Source organism: Empedobacter sp. GD03797 (assembly GCF_029842105.1).
Classification (GTDB): domain Bacteria; phylum Bacteroidota; class Bacteroidia; order Flavobacteriales; family Weeksellaceae; genus Empedobacter; species Empedobacter falsenii_C.
Window position 1 is genome coordinate 1 of record NZ_JAOCFS010000026.1, and the last position, 22,728, is coordinate 22,728.

The window sequence follows — 22,728 nt, forward strand, 5'->3', positions numbered from 1 at the left end:
AGAATGACTTTACTTTTTTCCTTCAACCAAGCCTTTGCAAATGTTTTTTACAACAGCAGGGCCTTCATAAATAAAACCTGTATAAACTTGTAACAAACTTGCACCAGCTTCCAGTTTTTCTTTAGCATCTTCAGCGGTATGAATTCCACCAACTCCAATGATAGGAAATGCTTTGTTCGATTTTTCAGAAAGATAACGAATCACTTCTGTTGAACGATTTTTAAGTGGTTTTCCCGAAACTCCACCAGTTTCTTTTACAATTTCAGGATTAGATTTTAATCCTTCTCTCGAAATAGTTGTATTTGTGGCAATCACTCCTGCAATTTTAGATTCTAATACAATATCTATAATATCGTCTAATTGCGAATCTGTTAAATCTGGTGCGATTTTCAGTAAAATTGGTTTCGGTTTTTCGTTCTGATTATTGTATTGTTGCAAATAATTCAGAATGTACAATAAAGGTTCTTTTTCTTGCAAATCTCGTAATCCAGGCGTGTTTGGAGAACTAACGTTAACTACAAAATAATCTACATAATCAAACAATGCATTGAAACATTTGATATAATCATCAACAGCATCTTCGTTTGGCGTCAATTTATTTTTACCAATATTTCCACCAATAATATAGTTTTCACGATTTTTTAATTCTCTAATTTTCGAAACAGCAAAATCAACACCTTTGTTATTAAATCCCATTCGGTTGATAATCGCTTCATCTTCTACCAAACGAAACATACGCGGCGCATCATTCCCTGGTTGAGGTTTTGGTGTAACGGTTCCAATTTCGATAAAACCGAATCCGAAGTGGTTCAATTCTTCAATATATTCAGCATTTTTATCAAAACCTGCAGCTAAACCAATTGGATTTTTGAATTTAATTCCAAAAACTTCTCGTTCTAAACTTGGATGATTGTATTGATAAAATTTATCTAATAATTTTCCAACTCCAGGAAATGCAGCATAATTTTTTAGATTTCGCGTAACGAAATGATGTGCATCTTCGGGCTGTAATTGAAATAAAATGTTTTTGAATTGTTTGTACATGCTGCAAAATTAAGCATATCCGATAAATAATTTACCTACTATTCATCAGTTTTACAATATTTTGAAACTTATGAATTAGATTTTAATAAACAAATTAGAAATCGTACTTTTGCAGACTAATTAAAATAAAAAAATTATGCAATCAAATTTTGTTGACTACGTAAAAATAAATTGTAGAGCAGGACATGGAGGTGCTGGTTCAGCAAGTTTGCATCGCGAAAAATATATTGACAAAGGTGGACCAGACGGTGGAGATGGTGGACGTGGAGGAAACATCACGCTTCTAGGAAACTCAAATCTTTGGACTTTGTTAGAATTTCGATTCAAAAGACATTTCCGTGCGCAAAACGGTGGACGTGGAGGTAAATCTCGTTCTACTGGAGCTGACGGTGAAGATATTATTTTGGAAGTTCCGATCGGAACAATTGCCAAAGATGAAGAAGGAAATATTATTGGCGAAGTAACAGAAAATGGGCAAGAATTAATTATTGCGCAAGGAGGAAAAGGAGGTTTAGGAAACTGGCATTTCCGTTCTGCAACGCGTCAAACGCCTCGTTATGCCCAACCAGGTTTGGATGGTGACGAGCGTCAAGTTACATTGGAGCTGAAAATTTTGGCAGATGTTGGTTTAGTTGGTTTTCCAAATGCAGGAAAATCTACTTTATTATCAGCTGTTTCGGCTGCTAAACCAAAAATTGCAGATTACGCATTTACAACGTTAACACCTAACTTGGGAATTGTAGAATACCGTAATCATCAGTCATTTATTATGGCAGACATTCCTGGAATTATCGAAGGTGCGGCAGAAGGAAAAGGTCTTGGACATCGTTTCTTGCGTCATATTGAGCGTAACTCTAATTTATTATTTTTAATTCCTGCCGATACAGAAGATTATAAAAAAGAATATGAAATTCTGTTGAATGAATTGAAAAAATTCAATCCTGAATTGTTAGATAAAGAACGAATTTTAGCAATTTCTAAGTCAGATATGTTAGATGATGAATTGGAAGCTGAGATTAAAGCGCAATTACCAACTGATATTGATACGATATTTATTTCGTCTGTTTCTGGAAAAGGAATCACAGAATTGAAAGATTTATTGTGGAAAAAACTACACGAATAACTAATTATTAAAGATAAAGACAAATGTTTGGAAATTTTGGAGACATCATGGGAATGATGGGAAAAATCAATTCATTTAAAGATAAATTTTCTGATTTGAAAAATGAATTAGATGGAGAAATTTTTACAACGACTTCTAACGATGGAAAAGTAAAAATTACAATGTCTAAATTGGCAACAGTAAAAGATATTGAGCTTGCCGAAGGAATGGAAAAAGAAGAAATTGAAGATTTGTTAGTGATGACGTTAAACAACGCGTTGGAACAAGTAAAAACAGAAGCAATTGACAGAGCGAAAAAAACGGCTCAAGAAAACTTACCAAATATTCCTGGAATGCCTTTCTAAGAAGAATTTGAAAAAAACAAAACCCCTGAAAAATAATTTTCAGGGGTTTTTGTTTGATATCTAATTAAAAATAGAATTATTTAATAATCAATTTTGATGTTGATTGACCTTCATTAGATGAAACTTTTATGATATAAACTCCTGATGGTAAATTCGTATCGATTTGTTTCTTTAAATTTCCAGAAGCATTTTCAGAAATTGAATAAACTATTCTTCCATTTACATCAACAATCTCAATATTTACTTTTCCAGAAGCTTTTTGTTCAATTGTGAATTGCCCATTAGATGGATTTGGATATATTGTAGATTTAGTTGTGTTTAAATCTTTGGTAGCTAATAATCCTGTAGAGAATTTTTTTACAGCTAAATAAACATTATCAACAGCTTCAATCATAATATAACCTTCTGTAACATCTTTAGCGTTACTAGGCATTTGGAAATTAGCTGATCCTGTATTATCAACAATTCCTAATTCTTCGAATGTTTTTCCTGCATCCCATGAAATTGAAACTTTAACTTTTGTAGTTTCGATAGGAGCTTCGTTAGTTTTAGCAACATCCCATGTGACATCAAAATTAGAAGCATTAATTGGTAATTTGTTATTTGTTGCGTCTGGAGTAAGAACAACAAAAGGACCAACTCCAGCGGTAGCCATTACTTTTACACTTCCGTTTTGAGTTTGGGGACCTTGTACGTTATAATCTCTCGCAGTTACAGTAAAATCATATGTTCTTGCAACAGAAGTTAGAGATTCCCAAACTACATTTCCTGTTCCAGTGTGTAATAATTTACCTGCTAAAATAGAAGTGAAATTAGGGAAATATCTGTATGTTTCTTTAACAGGAGAAAAAGATCTAAAGTTAGGACCAGATGTTTTTGTTTCCTTCACTCTACTATTCGCATTTGTTGTAGCGCTTGTTCCAGAATTGTTTTGTTCCCACGTAGTTAAAACAGCATCATTTTCAGCATCAGTAATTGTAGCATTTAATTTGAATGCTGTTCCCACAGGGATTCTGTATAAAGCTTTTTCTAATTGTATGTTTGGAGGAGTGTTTAGAATTGGTTTTTCTACACCACAACTTTTAGTTTTTAAGTTGTTCTGAACTTGAGCTATACTTCTGTATGTGAAATAATCATCAGAATTTGATTGAACATTATAAGACGTAATACCTGCATATCCCATTACCGTAGAGCCACTTCCAGGTTCAACATTAACTCCTGTACCTTCATAAATGTGAGAATAAGTATGATTAGCTCCCATTTGATGTCCAATTTCATGAGCAACATAATCGATATCAAATTTATCTCCAGAAGGAATTTTGTTTGCAGGAGAAGTCATACCACTCCCTTTTCCATCAGGAAATGCTGTATCACATACACATCCAATACACCCTGCATTTCCTCCTCCTCCTTGAGAGCCGAAGAAGTGTCCAATGTCATATTTATCTTCACCAAGATTATTTGTTAAATAAGTTTGTAATTCAACTTGCCATGTAGATAAATAATAAGGGGCTGAACCATATGTAGGGTGATCTGCCATTCCTTGTGCAGGAGCTGAATATGGATCAGTACTTGCATCTGTAAATATTAAATCATCAATATTATCAATGAATTGGAAATTAACTGACATATCTTTTTCAAATACTCCATTTACACGTGTCATGGTATTTGTCATAGCTGCCAAAGCTTTTTCTTTTGTACCACCAAAATAAGCCGAATATTCTCCAGGAACAGAAAGTGCTAATCGATATGTTTTAAAAACTTGATTATTGGCTTTGTTCTGTAAGTTAGAAGAATCTTCTTTATTAGCTTGATGTTTTGAAATTAGTTCATTTGTTGAACAAACAAAATTACTTACAGCTTTACTAGAACTATGAACTTCGTAATATGTTGAACCTTCAACATCATAAGATTCAATAAAGTCTGATTTTCCTTCATTTCTAAATATAGAAGAACTCAATCCTAAAGGAGTTACACTAAATCTTAAATAAACAGATGGATCATCTAAACTTTTTCCAACGTATGAGCGAATATTAGGATATTTCTCTTGTAATTTTGGAGATAAGATTGAAGCTTCCCATATCATGTATTTTTGAATACTACCATCAGATGTAGGCATGTCAACAACCACTCCTGATTGATTACTAGTATTCGATGGGGCTAATGTTAATTTATTTTTCAAAGTATTGATATCCATTGAATATACTTTTGAATTTTGATATTCAGTAGTAATATTTTTACTTTTTAAAAAATAACTAGGTACTTCCTTCCAATTTTGTGCGTTAGCATAACCGAATAAGGATAAAACTGATAGAGTGAATAAAAGTTTTTTCATTAAATATTGTTAATTATATTTGTTAATTAATGATAAAACTAATAAAATTTTATGAGAATAGCTTTTTATCTTTCAATATTTTTAGGAATTATTACTTTGCTATCGTGTCAAAAAAATAATTATTCTAACCAAAATAAACAAGAAAATATACTATCTGTAGAAAGAATAGAATCGTCAAGAAAAATGCACTATGACTTAATTGTAGATAAATCTACTATTGTATTAATCAAAAATGAAAACGATACAATAAAGATAAAAAATACTACGAAAGAATGGGAGAATTTAACAAAACTTATGGATCAAATCTTGTTAGAAAAATTAGAAAATATCAAATCTCCAAGTCAAGCTTTTATGCATGATGGTGCTCCAAATGTAGTTTTGAAATTTCAAACAAAAGATTCAACTTATTATTCAAATCCATACGATAAAGGTAATCCAGCAAAAGAATTAAAGAAAATTGATGATTATTTGACAGAGTTATCAACTTCTTTATCTAAATAAAATTCATCATCTTCATTTTCCAACGATTCCAAATATTCTGCTTTCAAACGTTCTTGTTCTTGGTAAATATCCCATAAACGTTCAGCTTGCGGGTCATAATAATTTTCTTGATCCCATTTCGGAACTTCTTTTTGTGGACCAATATTTCTAAACAGATAAGCGAAAAATGCACCCGAGATAAATCCACTCAAATGTCCTTCCCAAGAAATAGAATTGCTACTTGTATCTGTTTTTAACTGCGGTAAAATTTCTTGAGGAACCATTCCCCAAATCATTCCGCCGTATAATAAAATAATGATTAACGAAATTGCCATTAAACCACGTTCTTTTCTGATTATTCCACTGAAAAATATAAACGAAGCTAATAAGTAAACGATAGAACTTGCTCCAATATGACAGCTTACATTGTCATCTAAAAAAGGTGGGTTTCCAATGATCCAAAGAATAATTCCTGATAAAATCCAACCAAAGAATATCACGTAATAAGCCAATCTATCGTACATCAATAGTGCGATAAAGCTAAGAAAAGCTAATGGAAAAGTATTGCTGATAATGTGTTTCCAACCCGAGTGAAATAAAGGTGAGAACAGAATACCTTTCAATCCTACGAAAGTTCTCGGAATAACGCCGTAACAACTGTCTAAATTGTATCCGTTTTGTTGAAACAAAAAGATAATCCACATTGGGATAAGTAGTAAGAGAGGAATTATAATAGTTTTCTTTGGAAAAGGATAACTCATAAAATTGGTTTCGAAAACATCTTTCAATCTTTATTCCTTTCCAGAAAGTCTGCCAATTTTGGTCAAATTAAGCTTGATAGCGTTTTAATAATTCTTGCGCAAGCAATTTCCAATCGGTCCATTTTACGCCTAATTGATGATTTTGAATAGCAATTTTATGTTGGTAATTTAAATGCTTAATCACTTCTTTATAAGCTTTTATCAAATTAAAATTCGGATCGTAAATATGAGTAGCTTCAGAATTTGCACCATTAATTTCGAGTATGACAAAATTTCCGTTCTGAAAATCCTCTAAGCTTTTTGCTTTCAAATCGATTCGTCCATAATAAAAACCATCAATTTTTTTTGCAATTTGATCTATAGTTTCTTCTAATTTAGATGTTTTTAGAGAAGATCCATCCAAAAAAGTTGTACCTCGACTATGATTTCCAATTGGTTCAACCAATAATTTTTCATCTTTTTGAAGAACTGAATTTAGTTCGTTTTGAAAACGTTTAAACAAATACTCTTTTCGGTAAAAAGCTCTTAAATTTTGTTCGATTAATTCTTTCAATGTTGATTTTCCATTACCTGTAAACGTCAAAAAATCTTTAGCTGTAATCGAAAGTATTTTGCCATTTTTTTCTTTTGGTAATCGAACATAGAAAATACCAAATTCAAAATTAGATTGAATATATTCTTGTAAAATTAAATCGCGATTATTTTGTTCTAAATAATTTTTCCAATCAATTTCATTTCTGATTAATTCAACACCAATACCACGTTCACCCAGATTTGGTTTCGCAATAAAAGGAAAATCAAACGGAATTTCTTGTGTTGTAAATTCTTTAAAAAAACTAGTTTTTGGCTTATAATTTTCATCAATTTGATTGAGCAAATCAATTTTAGAATAATCAATAAATCCGCCCCATTTCATTGTAGGATTTGCCGAACAAAAGTAGGCTGGAGCACCTGCTTGAAAGATTTTATAAATGTACCAAGGCGTCAATGGCGCATAAAATAACCAGAATGGCCAAAATTCGTATCGTGTCCATTTCGTTATTTTTGGGTTCATTTCTCTTGATTTTGAAAAGCAATTGTAGAAGATGCAATTCCAAAATTTTGTGGAATTTTAATCGTTGGAAAATGAGTTTCTATAGCAATTTTAATCAATGCAAAATGATGAACGCTGTGATCAAAACAATACATTAATTCACGATAATTTGTGGTATTAATTGTGAAGTTTTCTCCGTAGTAATTCTGTTTTAGCCGAATTGTTTTTTCTAAATCTAAATGTTCTATTTGAGATTTTAACTGATTCAACGTATTCAAACTTTCGACAACCGAATTTTCTAAAGCACGATTTCGTTCTCTATCATCATAACAAATGCAATTATTTTTTTGCGCTTGTAAAAAGCACGAATAAAATTCGATAATATGGCGAAAATGTTGACCAACAGAAGCATCAGAAATGATTTCTAATTCCTTTTGAAAAGACATATCGTCAAATTGCAAAAGAATCGATTTCATTTCATCAAAAGAATGCGCTATAGTTTTCTGAATACTCATAATTCTTTGCAAAGATAAATTTTTACATTTGAACTAAATTGAAAAATGAGATGTGTATAATCAGTTTTTACAGAAATGAGGATGAATTTGTGTTGACGCATAACCGAGATGAGGAAATAAATCGTTCCTCTTCCAAAGAAATTGTGGAGCAAAAGCGTTTTGATAAAACCTATTTTTCGCCTGTAGATGAGCGTGCGAATGGAACTTGGATTTTTTATTCGGAGCAATATGTTGCGTGTATTTTGAATGGAGGAATAGAAAAACCAACGCTTTTCAAAGAAAAATACAGAGAAAGTAGAGGAATTATCTTGTTAGATTTATTGAAATATAATTCTGTAAATGAGTTTATTGATTCGGAAAATTTGTCAGAAATTGCACCTTTTACAATTTTTGTTTTTGAAAGAACAACTAAAAATGCTTACCTTTTGTTTTGGAATGAAAATAAACTGAGCGTAAAAGATGTTTCGCAAGAAAAAATTGTGACATGGTGTTCGTCGACATTGTACAGTCCTGAAAGAAGAAATGAAATTGATGAAATTTTTAACCAAAATAATGAGTTAAATTCCGAAGAAATTTTAGAACTTCACGATGATTTGAAAATGAATAAAGGCGATTTGTACGATTTTTTAGCAACGACATCTATCTCTCAAATTATTATGAATTCTTTAAGAATTGATATGAAATATTGTCAGCTATTTTGAAATTAATAGACAATAATTCGTTATTTTAAGGAATCATCAAATCATTTCGGACATAGGCATAATTTATGCTATAGTCTATCAGAATAATTATATTTGTTAAAGACAGCTTAAATAATAAAATGAACGATAATTTCTCACAACAAGTAAAAGACGTTATTTCTTACAGTAAGGAAGAAGTGTTGAGATTAGGCCACGACCAAATAGGAACGGAACACCTTCTGTTGGGGATTATTCGCGACGGTGAAGGGAAAGCCATTTCTGTCTTAGAAGCATTGAATGTCGATTTAGACGAAATGCGTCAAAAAATAGAAAACCTAAACCCAGCAAAAGAAACTCCAGGTAATAATATAAAAAATTTGAGTTTGACAAAACAAGCTGAAAGAGCGTTGAAAACAACTTTCTTAGAAGCAAAATTGTTTAAAAGTCCGACTGTAAATACAATCCACTTATTATTGTGTATTCTTCGTAATGAAAACGATCCGATTACAAAATTGATGAATAAGTTGGATATTGATTACAATACAGTAAAGGAAGAATTCAAATTTCAATTTCAAGATGAGGAAATTCAATCTCCTCGTGCAGAAAATCCATCTTTTGATGGAGGTGATTCTGATAACGATTTTGAGCGTGCATCAACAAGTAAATCAACTTCAAAAAGTAAAACGCCAGTTTTAGATAATTTTGGAAGAGATTTAACAGCAATTGCGCAAGAAGGAAAATTGGATCCTGTAGTTGGACGTGAAAAAGAAATAGAACGTGTTTCTCAAATTCTTTCTCGTCGTAAAAAGAACAATCCATTGTTAATTGGAGAACCAGGTGTTGGTAAATCTGCAATTGCAGAAGGTTTAGCTTTAAGAATTGTACAACGTAAAGTTTCGCGCGTTTTGTTTAACAAACGTGTAGTAACATTAGATTTAGCATCACTAGTTGCTGGAACTAAATATCGTGGACAATTTGAAGAGCGTATGAAAGCTATTATGAATGAATTAGAGAAAAATGATGACATTATTCTTTTCATTGATGAGTTACATACAATTGTTGGAGCAGGAGGAGCTACAGGTTCTTTAGATGCTTCTAACATGTTCAAACCTGCTTTGGCGCGTGGAGAATTACAATGTATTGGAGCAACAACGTTGGACGAATATCGTCAATATATTGAAAAAGATGGCGCATTAGTTCGTCGTTTTCAAAATGTGATGGTTGAGCCAACAACTCCAGAAGAAACATTACAGATTTTACATAACATCAAAGATAAGTATGAAGCGCATCACAATGTAAATTATACAGATGAAGCGTTACAAGCTTGTGTTAATTTGACAACACGTTATATTACAGATCGTTTCTTGCCAGATAAAGCAATTGATGCTTTAGATGAAGCGGGTTCTCGTGTGCATATCAAGAATATAAAAGTTCCTCAAGAAATTTTAGACCTTGAAGCAAAATTAGAAGAAGTTCGTGAAGAGAAAACGAAAGTTGTAAAATCTCAAAAATACGAAGAAGCAGCTCGTTTACGTGATTCAGAAAAACAAATAGAAAGTGATTTGAAACGTGAGCAAGCAAAATGGGTACAAGAATCGAAAGAGAATCGTGAAACGGTTACAGAAGAAAATGTAGCGGAAGTTGTTTCGTTGATGTCTGGTGTTCCTGTACATCGTGTAGCTGAGAAAGAATTGAAAAAATTAGCTCAGATGAATGAGTTAATGAAAGGGAAAGTAATAGGTCAAGATGAAGCGGTAACGAAAGTTGTGAAAGCAATTCAACGTAATCGTGCAGGATTGAAAGATCCAAACAAACCAATTGGTTCATTCATTTTCTTAGGAACTACGGGTGTTGGTAAAACACAATTAGCGAAAGTTTTGGCGAAAGAAATCTTTGATTCTAACGATGCATTAATTCGTATCGATATGTCAGAATACATGGAGAAATTTGCCGTTTCTCGCTTAGTTGGGGCACCTCCGGGTTACGTTGGTTACGAAGAAGGTGGACAATTAACAGAAGCAGTTCGTCGTAAACCATATGCAGTAATCTTATTAGATGAGATTGAGAAAGCACATCCAGATGTATTCAATATTTTATTACAAATTTTGGATGATGGTCATGTAACTGATAGTTTAGGTCGTAAAGTTGATTTCCGTAATACGATTATCATTTTAACGTCTAACATTGGTACAAGACAATTGAAAGAGTTTGGAGATGGTGTTGGATTTGGAACTTCATCTAAGAAAGATTCTGCTGATGAACGTGCAAAATCAACAATTGAAACAGCTTTAAAACGTGCTTTTGCTCCAGAATTTTTGAATCGTATTGATGATATTATCTTCTTTAATTCATTGACAAAAGAAGATATCATGAAAATCATCGATATTGAATTGGCAAGTTTAATAGAGCGTTTAACAGCTTTAAATTATCATATTGAATTAACTGAGGAAGCAAAGAATTTTATCGCAGACAAAGGATTTGATAAAGATTATGGAGCTCGTCCGTTGAAACGTGCGATTCAGAAATACATCGAAGATCCGATGGCAGAAGAAATCATCAATGCTGTAATTAGTGAAGGAGATGAATTAATCCTTGATTTAAATGAAGCAAAAGATGGCGTTAAAATTTCTGTAAAAGGAAAAACGAAAGAAGAAAAATCAGAATAATTTCTAAGTTTCTATAATAGAAAGGCTTGAACATTTTTGTTTAAGCCTTTTTTATTTCGGTAACTTTTGCCGTACATTTGCGCTCAGCAAGCCACTTTGTCGCTTCATGTATGTGAAGAGGAAAGTCCGGGCTCCAAAGAGTAAGCATAGCGGGTAACGCCCGTCCGTCGAGAGGCGAGGACAAGTGCAACAGAAAGTATGTACAGTTCGGCTGTAGTGAAACCAGGTAAACTCTATGCGGAGCAATGCCATGTATACCAGCAGTTAAGAGCTACTCGTTCGTTGCTGGGGGGTAGGCAGATTGATGTTTTAGGTAACTAAAATACTAGATAAATGACAAAGCGTCTTAATTTATTAAGATGACAGAACCCGGCTTATCGGCTTGCTTTTTTTCTATTTTTTGAAGTAAAGACTAAATAATTCTGAAGTATTAGAACAATCATTTTTCTTCAAAATATTTCTTCGATGTGTATCAATAGTATGTTTACTTAAGCCAATTGCATCAGCAATATCCTGACTTGTGTAACCTTTGATCAGAAATTCTATAATCTCCGTTTCTTTTTTTGTAAGTTGTAAAGATGAATTTGTTTTTGAATTAAGAAGATTATTCAATCCATCTTTGATGTTGTAAATATGCATGGTCGGTTTCCCTCCAACCTTTATTTGTGTGATGTCAGTCGCTAAGCAAAAAACTCGATTTGGTAAAAAATTCTTACTTAATTCGTAAAAGAAATGTTGCAAATGAATTTGATGAATTTCACCTTTTTTATCTATCACACGAAAATCATAGGTGAATTTATAATTGATTCTTTCTTCTGGAACAATTTCCATACTGAAATTTGAAATTCGTTGCTGAATATCAATTACATGTTGCAAATCATCTGGATGTACGATTTCTACGCATAATTCAGCAGTGTATTCGTTAGGTAGATAACCCAAAATATCCTCGCATTGAGGAGATACATATTCGAAAGTTGCAGAATTAGGACTGATAAAATACATGAAAGATTCACCAAGAGCAAGACTTCCTAAAGTTTGTAAATAATCATTAATCGATTGAAAACTCTCATCTTTTTCGTTAAAGGTTCTACTATCTGTATTTTCACTCCACAATTTTTTTACAATACTTGCATATTCAGTTATAGATTTTTGATTTGCTTTTTTCATATGCTTACAAGTAAAAGATTAATAAAATACCATTAAATGAGTATTTTTTGAATTAGCAATATAAACTAATTTTGCAAAATATCTATAGGATTAAAGCAGTTTTGCTTTTTTCAACCAACCTATTTATATTTAACCTATAAAAAAAGGAGCTAAATTTTTAGCTCCTTTTTAATATTATAATGGAATTAAAGTAAAGATTTTACTTTCTCGATTACAGCAGTAGAATCGATTCCATATTTTTTCATTAAATCTGAAGGTGTTCCAGATTCACCAAATTTATCATTAACCGCAACAAAAGCTTGTTTTGTTGGTAATTTTTGTGCTAAAACTCTTGCAACAGATTCTCCTAAACCACCTAAAATATTGTGTTCTTCAGCTGTTACAATTTTTCCTGTTTTCTTTACAGAGTTTAAGATAATTTCTTCATCCAATGGTTTGATAGTATGAATATTGATTACCTCACAAGAAATTCCTTCTTTTTCTAACTCAGCAGCAGCAACTAAAGATTCCCAAACTAAATGACCTGTCGCAACAATTGTTACATCAGAACCTTCGTTCATTAAGATACCTTTACCAATTTCAAATTTTTGGTCAGCTGGCGTGAAAACTGGAACAGCAGGACGTCCGAAACGTAAGTAAACAGGACCTTCGTATTCAGCTGCAGCAATTGTAGCCGCTTTAGTTTGATTGTAATCACAAGGATTGATAACCACCATTCCTGGTAACATTTTCATCAAACCAATATCTTCTAATGTTTGGTGAGTTGCACCATCTTCTCCTAATGTTAAACCAGCGTGCGATGCAGCGATTTTTACATTTTTGTTAGAGTAAGCGATAGATTGACGAATTTGATCGTACACACGAGCTGTAGAAAACTCAGCAAACGTTCCTGTGAAAGGAATTTTACCTCCAATTGTCAAACCTGCAGCAATTCCCATCATGTTTGCTTCTGCAATACCAATTTGGAAAAAACGCTCTGGATTTTCTTTGATAAATTGATCCATTTTCAATGAACCAATCAAGTCAGCACACAATGCAACAACGTTAGGATTTGTTCTTCCTAACTCTGTCAATCCGTCTCCGAATCCACTACGTGTATCTTTTTTTTCTGTGTATGTTAAGTCTATCATTGTTTTTGTTTTTTGTATTCGTTTTTGTATTTTTCTACTTCTGTTTTTTCATCAAATTGATAAATAAAATCATTTGGCGAAACATTAATTTCTTCTTCCTCTTCAGTGCTCTTTTTGATCCATTTTTCTAAGGTTTCAACATTTTCTAACACAATATTTTGTCCAACTCGATAAATCAAGCCTTTCAAATTTAGTTCAGAATTGATAAACGGAACGGTGTTGATGTTAGAATTTGTATCGATACAAATTTCTGTACCATTATCGTTGTCATTATCTTTTCTAAAAATGTTATATACTTCACATTGTTTATTCAGAATCGTTTCTTTTTGACCAGTTCTATTCGCAACATAACTATTTCCGATTGCGGAATTCGTTAAACTTGGATTATCAGTCGCTAAAAAAGAAGTTCCTAATAAATCTTTAGTGCCTTCGAAATCTATTTTAAAAACCTTCGGATTTTCTTCTTCGCTGTAAACAGAATACATATTATCGTTTATTTTTAATGAAGCGAAATTTCCCATCGGTGTTCGCGTAATCATTAAATGCGCTTTATAATCTTTGGTTGATAAAATATCCAGAAAATCTGAATAGAAATCACTTTTGATACGATATTGAATAACGTTTTCGAATTTATACGATTGCATTTGAGCAAAAGTTAAACTTGTAAAAAGCGTTAATATTAAACTGATTGGTTTTTTCATTATCGATGTATTTTGATCAATATTAATCCAAAGAATTCAAGAAAGTAGTTAACTTATCCTTGTCTTCTTTTTTCAGTTTATCATATTTATTATTGATTTCTAAAATACTTTTTCTCATCGCATCAATTGTTCCCGAAAGAGCAACACTTCCACTTTGATAAATGTATAAATCGCACACTTGTCCTGCGTAATTGTAAACCAAATTTCCTAAATCTTTATCAGTAAAAGTCGGAATTTTAGCTTTCAAGTTTTTGCAATGTTCTGGTGCAACTTTCATGAAATCTTGAACGTCTGGATTGTCGATTGCCAAATCGATTTTGCTAATATCTGTCGTTTTGTAAGTAGAAGTATACGGGTCATAATAATCTGCAAGATCATAAGGCATAGCAGCAACAGAATCTACTGCTACAGCCGCTTCATCATAATCTGTTGAAACTTCTGTTAATTTAAACTTTTTAGCATCATCGAAATACGTTTTGAAAAGGTTATTTAATTCTTTTACTTCGCTTTTGTTTGCTAATTTATTCTTTTTGAATTGTTTTACCAATTGATTTGTAGAACCTTGAGCAGCTGCCAAAGCTTTAGAACGCTCGATATCAGGATTTCCATCATAATCGCTATCATTATAAATCAAACTATAATTTAATGAAGCAACAGTCCCAAAAAGACTATTTACGTTATCACTTTCTGATGTTTGATAATTGTAATAATTAACAATAGGATCCTCGTAACGATTGTCTGGTGAATAAGCCGCTTCCGCTGCATAAGCTGTATCTACAGACGACATCATGTTCTCGTATTCTTGTTTCTTTTTTGCCAATTCGTTAGTAAAACTTTCGATTTCTTTTTTCTCATCAAAAGTTACTTTTACGTTAGAATTTGCAATATTTTGAATTGTTAATCCATTAAAATCTCCTGCGTCATATCGTATCAAAAGACCTTTCAGTTTTGTTTGAGGAAACATAATCGCAACGTTATTAATTGCATTTTTTTCATCAACACATAATGTAGAAGATTTTGTTTCGAAATCTGTTTTAGATGTTAATTCGTATTCATTACACTTGTATCCATTGATCGTTGTAGATGAATTTAGATTTTTAACTGAAATAAATTTCTCGAACAAATTATCCGAATAAGGTTTTAAACTATCATCCGACATGCCTTCATAATAATAAGGTGCTTTTATCGATAATTGATTTTCTAATGAATTGGCATAGACTTCGAAAAACTTGCTGTTGTTGATAAAGAAAGCATCTTTACTGAAGCTTCCTGAAGTGTAAGGACCTCCTTCCGAAGTTCCTAAAACAGCGTCTTTAGAAATATAGGTTACAAAAGATAAATCTTTTTGACCATCCAAATAAGTTTGATATTCTTCTGGTAAATTGATTTTGTACGATACTTTTTTGTCAAAAGAATATGTTTTTTCCTGCCCAAAGGCTGTCAAAGAACAAAGCGTAAGTATAGAATAAAATAACGTTTTCATAGTATTGTGGTTGTATTCAAATTATTAATAATCTGTCAATTCAGTTTCAGGATTTTGCTCTAATGCAAATGCTAATTGCTCATCGTTAGGCGCTTTTCCGTGCCAAGAGTGGCTTCCCATCATATAATCAACTCCATTACCCATTTCTGTGTGTAATAAAATTGAAACTGGTTTTCCGTTTCCTGTTAATGTTTTAGCTTCTTCTAAAATAGCAATTACTTTTTCTAAGTCATTTCCATTTTTTTCTTCTAAAACAATCCATCCAAAAGCTTCTAATTTAGCTTTCAAATCTCCTAAAGGTAAAACGTGGTCTGTGTCACCATCAATTTGACGACCATTGTAGTCAATCGTTGCAATTACATTATCTACTTTTTTACCAGCAGCATACATAAAAGCTTCCCAAACTTGACCTTCTTGTAATTCACCATCACCGTGTAATGTGTAAACTAATTTATCGTCGTTGTTTAATTTTTTTGCTTGCGCAGCACCTAAAGCAACAGATAAGCCTTGTCCTAAAGAACCAGAAGCGATACGAATTCCAGGTAAACCTTCGTGTGTTGTTGGGTGACCTTGTAAACGAGAATCTAATTTTCTGAATGTAGCTAATTCGCTTACTGGGAAAAATCCTGAACGAGCTAATGTGCTGTAGAAAACTGGTGAAATGTGACCGTTTGATAAGAAGAATAAATCTTCTCCTTTTCCGTCCATAGAGAAGTCTGTAGAGTAAGTCATGATTTTACCGTATAATGCAGCAAAATATTCTGCACAACCTAATGATCCACCTGGGTGTCCACTATTTACGGCATGTACCATTCTCAAAATATCTCTCCTTGTTTGTTGTACTTGTGTTTGAAGTTCTTGAAGTGTCATTGTTTGTTTATAAAAATTTGAACAAAAATAATCCTTTTTTGTAGGGCAAAAAAATCGTAGAACATAAATCACTACAATTGGGGAGGAGATTTTATGCGATTTTTAAAACAATAAAAAAGACGAAGCTAAACTTCGTCTTTTTTATTTATTCTTCTTCCGAATGCCATTCGCCACGGTGAGGGATCAAAGCGTCACGAACTTGTATCATTTCAGATTCTACCACCACCAAATAAGCAACTGCATATTCTGGTTCAACCTCTACAAATTCAGAAAATGTACTTTGTAACTTTTCTTTTTCTGCGTATTGTTTCAGGTGAACTGCATGATGTTTTGCAGTTGGTATAGCATCGGGACCATAAAAATCCCAGATTAATTTTAATTTCTTTTCCATAATTATATTTTATCAAAAGAAGTTTTAATTCCTTTTATTAAAGCAGAACTAAATCCTTGATGTTCCATTTCATTTAATCCAGCAATCGTACAACCTTTTGGTGTCGTCACTTTATCAATTTCTTGTTCTGGATGCAAACCGTTTTCTATTAATAATTCAGCAGCTCCTTTTACAGTTTGTGTCACAATTTTTGTAGCAGTTTGTGTGTCAAATCCAATTTCGATTCCACCTTGAATCATTGCTCTTATAAATCGTAAAACATAAGCAATTCCGCAAGCGCCAATTACAGTCGCTGCATTCATCAACTCCTCATTTATAACAACTGTTTCGCCAATTGGATTGAAAATCGTTTTGATTTCATTTAAAATGTTTTCATCTTTCGAATTTCCACAAATACATGTAATCGATTCTTCCACAGAAGCAGCTGTATTAGGCATTGCACGAAAAATTGACATACCTTGTGATAAAATATTTTGATACGTTTGCAATGAAATTCCTGTTGCAACTGAAATTAATATTTTATTGGTCGTAAAATCGTCTTTTAATTGCGTCAAAACTTCTTCCACTTTGTACGGTTTTACACACAACAGAATATAATCAGCTTCTTTTACAGCAAAATGATTATCATTTGTAATCGTTACACCAAGCTTTTTAAGATGTTCAATTTGATTCAAATTATTTCTTGTAGCGATAATTTGATTTGGATCGAATGCTTTATTCTTAATTAAACCCTCTGTTATAGAAATTCCTAAATTTCCTGCTCCAATAATGGCGATTTTTTTCATAGTTGTAGAGTGTTAATTGTTCTGATTATGAATGAATAATTGTTTCTTTTTGACGATTAGAACTTACCAACCATAGACCGATAAAAGTTAATAAACCATTCAGAATGATTAATTCAACACCAATTTTGTAATCGGTAAAATTGATCACTAATTCGTTGATGATATAGGTAAAAATAGGCGCTAAAATCGCAACTGTAATAATTGAATATTTTTTGTAAATGTTACGTTTCGTTAAAATTCCGAAAGCAAATAATCCTAATAACGGTCCGTATGTATAACCTGCAATTTCCATCACAAGATAAACAATAGATTTGTTGTTAATCGCTTTGAAAACCATAATCAAGATAAAGAAAACTACCGTGAAAATCAAGTGAACACGAATACGAATCTTTTTCTTCTCTTTTTCTGACTTTTCTTTGTCCTCGTTGATGTTTAATAAATCGACACAATATGAACTTGTAACCGCTGTTAAAGCTCCGTCGGCAGAAGGAAATAAGGCAGAAATTAATCCAATAATAAAAATTACAGAAATAATCATTGGGAAATGATGTCCTAAAAGCGAAAGCGCAGGAAACATATCATCACCCATCATATTTTGTCCGCCTTGTTCCATAAAGAAACCATCAGCAGTATAAAAACCACCTTCACTCATTGCGTATAAATAAAGCAATCCACCCAAAAATAAGAAGGCTAAATTCACAATCAATAATGTTCCAGCAAACGTCAACATATTCTTTTTCGAGTTTTGAAGATTATCAACCGAAATATTTTTTTGCATCATTTCTTGGTCAAGACCAGTCATTGCAATTGTGATAAACATTCCGCCCAAAATTGTTTTTAAGAAATAAGTTTTCGAATTTGGATCAAGATTAATGAAATGCGTATAATTTTTGGCTTGCATCATATCGTAAGCTTCACCAACAGATAAGTTAAGATGAGAAAGGATAAACCAAATACAAGCAATCAAACTAATGATCATAAATGATGTTTGTAAAGTGTCGGTTACAACAATTGTTTTTACTCCACCTTCAAACGTGTACAATAAAATCATTAATAATAACACAAATGTTGTAGCCCAAAATGGTACGCCTAAATTGTCTAATAAAAATATTTGTAACACATTTACAACTAAATATAAACGTGCTGTTGCGCCAATTCCACGTGAAATAATAAAGAAAACCGATCCCATTTTATGTGCTTCAACATTGAAACGTTTTCCTAAATAGGTGTAAATTGAGGTTAGATTCATTCGGTAATAGAGTGGAAGTAATACCCCCGCGACGATAAAATAACCAAGAAAAAATCCGATAACCATCATATAATATTCGAATCCTCCATAAATATATTCGGAACCAGTTAATTTTCCGACCGTACCCGGAACCGAAATAAACGTAACACCACTAAGACTTGTCCCAATCATTCCGAAAGCCACCAACCACCATTTACTTTTTTTGTTTCCGTTAAAAAAAGATTGATTGTCAGAATTTCGACTGGTGAAGTAAGAGATCACTAAAAGTCCTACAAAGTATACGATAACACAAAGTAGTAAAATTGTTGAGTTCATAATTTATTTAGTAAATAAGCCCAAATTTAATATTTTTGAGTGAATGATGATAGATTAATTTTCCGAAGATAAAATTGTAAATTTGTTGTCTATAATTTTTTGAACGAATGAATTACCCAAGCAAGGTTTTAGAGCGAGCTGTAGAAGAGATGTCAAATTTGCCAGGAATAGGAAAGAGAACAGCTTTGCGACTTGTTTTACATATGTTAAATCGTCCCAAATCTCAAACGACGGCTTTATCCGAAGCGCTTTCTCATTTGGTAGATGATGTTAAATATTGTCAACATTGTCATACAATTTCTGATGATGAGGTTTGTGATATTTGCAACAACCCATTGAGAGAAGAAACTATAATTTGTGTCGTGGAAGATGTGCGTGATGTGATGGCGATTGAAAATACAGGACAATTTAAAGGACAATATCACGTTTTAGGAGGAAAGATTTCTCCAATGGAAGGTATTGGACCTGGTCAATTGAATATCCAAACGTTGGTTGATCGTGTTCAAAATGAAAATGTGAAGGAAATAATTTTTGCTTTAAGTTCGACAATGGAAGGAGATACAACTGTTTTCTATTTGTACCGACAATTAAAGAATGCCGAAATTATTTTTTCTACTATTGCGCGAGGTCTTGGTGTAGGAGATGAGTTAGAATATGCGGACGAAGCAACGCTAGTTCGTTCTATACAACATCGAATACCATATTCAGAAAATAAATTTTAGATGAAATTATCGATAATTATTGTTAGTTATAATACGCCAAAACATTTAGAGCTTTGTCTTGATTCGTGTCAGGAAGCTTTAAAAAATGTAGATGGCGAAATAATTGTAATTGATAATGATTCATCGGAAATTGATTTTATATTCCTAAAAAAAACTTTTCCTACTGTAAATTTTTTACTTCAGAATGAAAATCTTGGTTTTGCAAAAGCGAATAATATTGGGGTTGAGAATGCTTTGGGAGAATATATTCTGATTCTTAATCCAGATACAATTATTCCAGAGAATTTATTCGAATCTTTGATTGAATTTCATCAGTCAAAAGAAAAAATAGGTTTTGTGGGAGTACGAATGATAGATACAAACGGAAATTTTCATCCAGAATCAAAACGTAATATTCCGACAGCTAAAAATTCATTTTCTAAGTTGTATAGTCGATTTAATCATTCAAAGAAAAATAATTATTACAAATTAGAAGTTGATGAATTTGAAATTGCTCCTTGCGAAATTTTAGTTGGTGCTTTTATGTTCACCACGAAGAAAATCTATCAGGAAATTGGAGGATTTGATCCACGTTATTTTATGTATGGAGAAGATATAGATTTGTCTTTTAGTGCAGAATTGGCTGGTTATAAAAATTATTATAAAGGAGATATAACGGTTTTACATTACAAGGGAGAAAGTACGAAAAAAGATAAAAAATATTATAAACATTTTTTTGAAGCCATGATGATTTTCTTAGCAAAATATTATCAAAAAAATTGGTTGCATTATCAACTTTTACGTTCGGGAATTTTGATTAAATATTTAATTCAATTATTTAAATTTTCTTTACATTCACCTAATAATACTTCTAAAATAGAAGTAAAAGCAGAAAATTTATTTTGGATTGATAAGAAATCAGATTTCAAATCTTTATCAAATAATGAAATTGCAATTGATGCAAGTTTTTTTACTTATCAAGAGATATTATCAATCATTTCTGAAAACAACTCTTCTTCACGTTCATTTTATATTCGCCCTAAAAATAAAAATTATTTAATAGGTGATGATAAACTGATTATAAATCTATAAAAACAAAAAAAGCTGAATCTTAATGACCAGCTTTTACAGTATCTTTTTTCTCAACTTTCGGAGTTTCTGCCGTTTTTGTAGAATCTTTCACTTCTTCGTGTTTTTCTTCAACAGCTTCCTCATGTTTTCCGTGACCTTCGTGAGTAGCTTCAGATTTGTGGTGCATTTCTTCTGCAGTAGCTGGTTCGTGAACAACTGGAAGAACTCCGTGATTTACACTTGCTTTAGAGTTACAAGAAGTAGCGAATGCTGCAACAGCTACTAAAAGAATTAATTTTTTCATGTCTTACAAAATTTATTGTATGGGTATATTATTATAATTGTTTTGACAAAATTAGTTAAAAACATTGAGTTCAACTAACTGATTTATTTCAATTGTGCAATTTTCTGAATTCCACCTTTTGTTTTATCTCCAACCTTTACACTGATCTCTGTATCAAGTGGTAAAAAGATATCAACACGCGATCCGAACTTGATGAAGCCATATTCTTTACCCGCAACAGCATCGTCATTCTCTTTACTGTAACAAACAATTCTTCGTGCAACTGCACCTGCAATTTGTCTGAAAAGAACTTTTGTATGATCTGCATTCTCTACAACAACAGTTGTTCTTTCATTCAATTCTGATGATTTTGGATGAAATGCAACCAAAAACTTTCCTGGATGATATTTCGAATAAATCACTTTTCCATTCACAGGATAACGCGTTACATGTACGTTAAGAGGCGTCATGAAAATTGATAATTGAATACATTTTTGATTCAAAAATTCGCTTTCAAATACTTCTTCTAATACAACAACTTTTCCATCAACTGGTGCGATTACGCAATTTTCTGACGAATCTGATTCACGAATTGGGTTTCTGAAAAACCAAACGATAAATCCGTAAAGTATCCATAATGGTAAGGCAAAGTAAAAACCATATACAGGAAAAAAGTAATGTAATACTCCTGTAGCGATTGCAAATAAAATTAAGCAACCTATCAAAATTGCTGTTCCTTCTCTGTGAAGTTTCATAAAGTATATACTAATAAATAATATAAATAAACAAATGGTACGACAAATATAAAACTATCTAATCGATCTAAAAAACCACCATGTCCTGGAATAAGGTTAGAGCTGTCTTTTACATTGAAAAATCGTTTTAATTTAGATTCTGTCAAATCTCCTAATGGACCTAATGCAGCAACGATTAAACCAATAATCATCCAATTTCCGTGCAAGTTTTCTCCAAAATATTTCTGAATTAAGAATCCAGCTAATAACGTAAAAACTATTCCTCCAAAAAAACCTTCCCACGTTTTTGCTCCCGAGATTTTAGGTGCTAATTTGTGTTTTCCAATTAAGTTTCCTGTTAAATATGCAAATGTATCACTACACCAAAGTAATAAGAATACGAAAAATACTTCGTAATGCATCAATTTTTCGCCTAAATTATAATCAAAACTAGGTAAAGTTAAGGCTAAGGCAAATGGTGCGATAACGTATGTTAAACCTAAAGTAACTTTTCCAAAATCGTTCAATAATTCATTGGTTGATTTGAAAATAATATAAATACTAAAAACAAATAAAACTGGAATGATGAAGTACAAACTTTTTAAATGAAAATAGTAATGAGTATTTGTTTCGAAAGCTTCTAAAAATTCTTTTCCATAATATCCAAAAACAATTAAGGCAGCTAAAAGTGCTCCTAATTGATAAAGTTTATTGGTAAGATTAGTGATTTTAAAAAATTCGTACAAACAAAAAAGTCCAAAAACCATCATCAAAACAATCAAACCTTTTGGGTTTATCGTTGTCCCGAAAAATATAATAAGTGCGTAAATAAGTCCAGAGAAAGCTCTAATTGCTAAATTTTTCATG

23 protein-coding genes and 1 other RNA gene are annotated in these 22,728 nt (G+C 32.0%); 8 read left to right on the forward strand and 16 right to left on the reverse strand.

The window, feature by feature from the left end; all coding sequences use genetic code 11:
• Positions 1–9 precede the first annotated feature (9 nt).
• A complete protein-coding gene (locus N5D90_RS13755; protein WP_280062872.1) occupies positions 10–1,044 on the reverse strand; it encodes a quinone-dependent dihydroorotate dehydrogenase in 1,035 nt (344 codons plus the stop codon).
• Positions 1,045–1,180: 136 nt separating this feature from the next.
• Between N5D90_RS13755 and obgE the strand changes: the two genes are divergently transcribed.
• A complete protein-coding gene (gene obgE, locus N5D90_RS13760) occupies positions 1,181–2,167 on the forward strand; it encodes a GTPase ObgE (protein ID WP_038333097.1) in 987 nt (328 codons plus the stop codon).
• Between the two features lie 23 nt (positions 2,168–2,190).
• Entirely contained in the window at positions 2,191–2,511 is a 321-nt protein-coding gene (locus tag N5D90_RS13765; protein WP_280062874.1) for a YbaB/EbfC family nucleoid-associated protein, read from the forward strand.
• 76 nt (positions 2,512–2,587) lie between these two features.
• Here the strand turns inward: N5D90_RS13765 and N5D90_RS13770 are convergent, their stop codons facing one another.
• Positions 2,588–4,708: a zinc-dependent metalloprotease gene (locus tag N5D90_RS13770; protein WP_160279583.1), complete on the reverse strand. Its 2,121-nt coding sequence runs from the start codon at positions 4,706–4,708 to the stop codon at positions 2,588–2,590.
• 189 nt (positions 4,709–4,897) lie between these two features.
• Between N5D90_RS13770 and N5D90_RS13775 the strand changes: the two genes are divergently transcribed.
• Complete coding sequence (locus tag N5D90_RS13775) at positions 4,898–5,347, forward strand: hypothetical protein (protein WP_280062877.1); 450 nt, start codon at positions 4,898–4,900, stop codon at positions 5,345–5,347.
• On the opposite strand, the gene N5D90_RS13780 is transcribed toward N5D90_RS13775, so the two are convergent.
• From N5D90_RS13780 to N5D90_RS13790, 3 genes are read right to left on the reverse strand one after another with little or no spacing between them, the layout of a single operon-like run.
• Positions 5,311–6,114 carry a rhomboid family intramembrane serine protease gene (locus tag N5D90_RS13780; protein WP_115001625.1) on the reverse strand — a complete coding sequence of 268 codons (804 nt, stop codon included), beginning with the start codon at positions 6,112–6,114 and terminating at the stop codon, positions 5,311–5,313. The genes N5D90_RS13775 and N5D90_RS13780 overlap by 37 nt on opposite strands.
• Before the next feature lie 40 nt (positions 6,115–6,154).
• Positions 6,155–7,141 carry a D-alanine--D-alanine ligase gene (locus tag N5D90_RS13785; RefSeq protein WP_280062878.1) on the reverse strand — a complete coding sequence of 329 codons (987 nt, stop codon included), beginning with the start codon at positions 7,139–7,141 and terminating at the stop codon, positions 6,155–6,157.
• Positions 7,138–7,635, reverse strand: a complete 498-nt coding sequence (locus tag N5D90_RS13790; RefSeq protein ID WP_280062880.1) for a hypothetical protein — start codon at positions 7,633–7,635, stop codon at positions 7,138–7,140. Before N5D90_RS13790 ends, N5D90_RS13785 begins: the two co-directional genes overlap by 4 nt.
• A 50-nt stretch (positions 7,636–7,685) precedes the next feature.
• Between N5D90_RS13790 and N5D90_RS13795 the strand changes: the two genes are divergently transcribed.
• The 3 genes from N5D90_RS13795 to rnpB all read left to right on the forward strand — a co-directional run bounded on the left by N5D90_RS13795 (position 7,686) and on the right by rnpB (position 11,374).
• Positions 7,686–8,336 carry an NRDE family protein gene (locus N5D90_RS13795; RefSeq protein WP_280062883.1) on the forward strand — a complete coding sequence of 217 codons (651 nt, stop codon included), beginning with the start codon at positions 7,686–7,688 and terminating at the stop codon, positions 8,334–8,336.
• 119 nt (positions 8,337–8,455) lie between these two features.
• The gene (locus N5D90_RS13800; protein WP_280062884.1) at positions 8,456–10,981 is read left to right on the forward strand and encodes an ATP-dependent Clp protease ATP-binding subunit; all 2,526 of its coding nucleotides are present in this window, start codon (positions 8,456–8,458) and stop codon (positions 10,979–10,981) included.
• Between the two features lie 83 nt (positions 10,982–11,064).
• Positions 11,065–11,374: RNase P RNA component class A (gene rnpB, locus N5D90_RS13805), an RNA gene on the forward strand.
• On the opposite strand, the gene N5D90_RS13810 is transcribed toward rnpB, so the two are convergent.
• The 8 genes from N5D90_RS13810 to N5D90_RS13845 form a co-directional block, all read right to left on the reverse strand.
• The gene (locus N5D90_RS13810; RefSeq protein ID WP_180905075.1) at positions 11,375–12,148 is read right to left on the reverse strand and encodes a LuxR C-terminal-related transcriptional regulator; all 774 of its coding nucleotides are present in this window, start codon (positions 12,146–12,148) and stop codon (positions 11,375–11,377) included.
• Positions 12,149–12,333: 185 nt separating this feature from the next.
• Positions 12,334–13,275 carry a transketolase family protein gene (locus tag N5D90_RS13815; RefSeq protein ID WP_180906861.1) on the reverse strand — a complete coding sequence of 314 codons (942 nt, stop codon included), beginning with the start codon at positions 13,273–13,275 and terminating at the stop codon, positions 12,334–12,336.
• A complete protein-coding gene (locus N5D90_RS13820) occupies positions 13,275–13,979 on the reverse strand; it encodes a hypothetical protein (RefSeq protein ID WP_115001614.1) in 705 nt (234 codons plus the stop codon). Before N5D90_RS13820 ends, N5D90_RS13815 begins: the two co-directional genes overlap by 1 nt.
• 22 nt (positions 13,980–14,001) lie before the next feature.
• A complete protein-coding gene (locus N5D90_RS13825; RefSeq protein WP_115001612.1) occupies positions 14,002–15,462 on the reverse strand; it encodes a hypothetical protein in 1,461 nt (486 codons plus the stop codon).
• Positions 15,463–15,486: 24 nt separating this feature from the next.
• Positions 15,487–16,332 (reverse strand): transketolase, encoded by an 846-nt coding sequence (locus N5D90_RS13830; protein ID WP_115001610.1) that lies wholly within the window; start codon positions 16,330–16,332, stop codon positions 15,487–15,489.
• A gap of 145 nt (positions 16,333–16,477) precedes the next feature.
• On the reverse strand, positions 16,478–16,723 hold the full coding sequence (locus tag N5D90_RS13835; protein ID WP_115001608.1) for a hypothetical protein: 246 nt from the start codon (positions 16,721–16,723) through the stop codon (positions 16,478–16,480).
• A 2-nt stretch (positions 16,724–16,725) separates the two neighbouring features.
• The gene (proC, locus tag N5D90_RS13840; protein ID WP_115001606.1) at positions 16,726–17,508 is read right to left on the reverse strand and encodes a pyrroline-5-carboxylate reductase; all 783 of its coding nucleotides are present in this window, start codon (positions 17,506–17,508) and stop codon (positions 16,726–16,728) included.
• A 25-nt stretch (positions 17,509–17,533) separates the two neighbouring features.
• The gene (locus N5D90_RS13845; protein WP_280062886.1) at positions 17,534–19,072 is read right to left on the reverse strand and encodes a sodium:solute symporter; all 1,539 of its coding nucleotides are present in this window, start codon (positions 19,070–19,072) and stop codon (positions 17,534–17,536) included.
• 107 nt (positions 19,073–19,179) lie between these two features.
• On the opposite strand from N5D90_RS13845, the gene recR reads away from it, so the two are divergent.
• Positions 19,180–19,794 carry a recombination mediator RecR gene (recR, locus tag N5D90_RS13850; RefSeq protein ID WP_180905071.1) on the forward strand — a complete coding sequence of 205 codons (615 nt, stop codon included), beginning with the start codon at positions 19,180–19,182 and terminating at the stop codon, positions 19,792–19,794.
• Positions 19,795–20,865 (forward strand): glycosyltransferase family 2 protein, encoded by a 1,071-nt coding sequence (locus tag N5D90_RS13855; protein WP_125350514.1) that lies wholly within the window; start codon positions 19,795–19,797, stop codon positions 20,863–20,865.
• 19 nt (positions 20,866–20,884) lie between these two features.
• On the opposite strand, the gene N5D90_RS13860 is transcribed toward N5D90_RS13855, so the two are convergent.
• From N5D90_RS13860 to N5D90_RS13870, 3 genes are all read right to left on the reverse strand, one after another.
• A complete protein-coding gene (locus N5D90_RS13860) occupies positions 20,885–21,148 on the reverse strand; it encodes a hypothetical protein (protein WP_280062888.1) in 264 nt (87 codons plus the stop codon).
• Positions 21,149–21,231: 83 nt separating this feature from the next.
• Positions 21,232–21,882 carry a phosphatidylserine decarboxylase family protein gene (locus N5D90_RS13865; protein WP_219033686.1) on the reverse strand — a complete coding sequence of 217 codons (651 nt, stop codon included), beginning with the start codon at positions 21,880–21,882 and terminating at the stop codon, positions 21,232–21,234.
• Positions 21,879–22,727, reverse strand: a complete 849-nt coding sequence (locus N5D90_RS13870; RefSeq protein ID WP_280062890.1) for a phosphatidate cytidylyltransferase — start codon at positions 22,725–22,727, stop codon at positions 21,879–21,881. The genes N5D90_RS13865 and N5D90_RS13870 overlap by 4 nt, the downstream gene beginning before the upstream one ends.
• Between the last annotated feature and the right edge of the window lies 1 nt (position 22,728).

What these genes read in the sequence shown, in the direction of transcription:
- N5D90_RS13865 (WP_219033686.1), bottom strand. Translation starts at nt 21,882, where the DNA reads ATGAAACTTCACAGAGAAGGAACAGCAATTTTGATAGGTTGCTTAATT.
- N5D90_RS13870 (WP_280062890.1), bottom strand. Translation starts at nt 22,727, where the DNA reads ATGAAAAATTTAGCAATTAGAGCTTTCTCTGGACTTATTTACGCACTT.
- N5D90_RS13765 (WP_280062874.1), top strand. Translation starts at nt 2,191, where the DNA reads ATGTTTGGAAATTTTGGAGACATCATGGGAATGATGGGAAAAATCAAT.
- N5D90_RS13790 (WP_280062880.1), bottom strand. Translation starts at nt 7,635, where the DNA reads ATGAGTATTCAGAAAACTATAGCGCATTCTTTTGATGAAATGAAATCG.
- N5D90_RS13770 (WP_160279583.1), bottom strand. Translation starts at nt 4,708, where the DNA reads ATGGATATCAATACTTTGAAAAATAAATTAACATTAGCCCCATCGAAT.
- N5D90_RS13795 (WP_280062883.1), top strand. Translation starts at nt 7,686, where the DNA reads ATGTGTATAATCAGTTTTTACAGAAATGAGGATGAATTTGTGTTGACG.
- recR (WP_180905071.1), top strand. Translation starts at nt 19,180, where the DNA reads ATGAATTACCCAAGCAAGGTTTTAGAGCGAGCTGTAGAAGAGATGTCA.
- N5D90_RS13800 (WP_280062884.1), top strand. Translation starts at nt 8,456, where the DNA reads ATGAACGATAATTTCTCACAACAAGTAAAAGACGTTATTTCTTACAGT.
- proC (WP_115001606.1), bottom strand. Translation starts at nt 17,508, where the DNA reads ATGAAAAAAATCGCCATTATTGGAGCAGGAAATTTAGGAATTTCTATA.
- N5D90_RS13835 (WP_115001608.1), bottom strand. Translation starts at nt 16,723, where the DNA reads ATGGAAAAGAAATTAAAATTAATCTGGGATTTTTATGGTCCCGATGCT.
- N5D90_RS13820 (WP_115001614.1), bottom strand. Translation starts at nt 13,979, where the DNA reads ATGAAAAAACCAATCAGTTTAATATTAACGCTTTTTACAAGTTTAACT.
- N5D90_RS13810 (WP_180905075.1), bottom strand. Translation starts at nt 12,148, where the DNA reads ATGAAAAAAGCAAATCAAAAATCTATAACTGAATATGCAAGTATTGTA.
- N5D90_RS13755 (WP_280062872.1), bottom strand. Translation starts at nt 1,044, where the DNA reads ATGTACAAACAATTCAAAAACATTTTATTTCAATTACAGCCCGAAGAT.
- N5D90_RS13845 (WP_280062886.1), bottom strand. Translation starts at nt 19,072, where the DNA reads ATGAACTCAACAATTTTACTACTTTGTGTTATCGTATACTTTGTAGGA.
- N5D90_RS13830 (WP_115001610.1), bottom strand. Translation starts at nt 16,332, where the DNA reads ATGACACTTCAAGAACTTCAAACACAAGTACAACAAACAAGGAGAGAT.
- N5D90_RS13855 (WP_125350514.1), top strand. Translation starts at nt 19,795, where the DNA reads ATGAAATTATCGATAATTATTGTTAGTTATAATACGCCAAAACATTTA.
- N5D90_RS13775 (WP_280062877.1), top strand. Translation starts at nt 4,898, where the DNA reads ATGAGAATAGCTTTTTATCTTTCAATATTTTTAGGAATTATTACTTTG.
- obgE (WP_038333097.1), top strand. Translation starts at nt 1,181, where the DNA reads ATGCAATCAAATTTTGTTGACTACGTAAAAATAAATTGTAGAGCAGGA.
- N5D90_RS13860 (WP_280062888.1), bottom strand. Translation starts at nt 21,148, where the DNA reads ATGAAAAAATTAATTCTTTTAGTAGCTGTTGCAGCATTCGCTACTTCT.
- N5D90_RS13825 (WP_115001612.1), bottom strand. Translation starts at nt 15,462, where the DNA reads ATGAAAACGTTATTTTATTCTATACTTACGCTTTGTTCTTTGACAGCC.
- N5D90_RS13785 (WP_280062878.1), bottom strand. Translation starts at nt 7,141, where the DNA reads ATGAACCCAAAAATAACGAAATGGACACGATACGAATTTTGGCCATTC.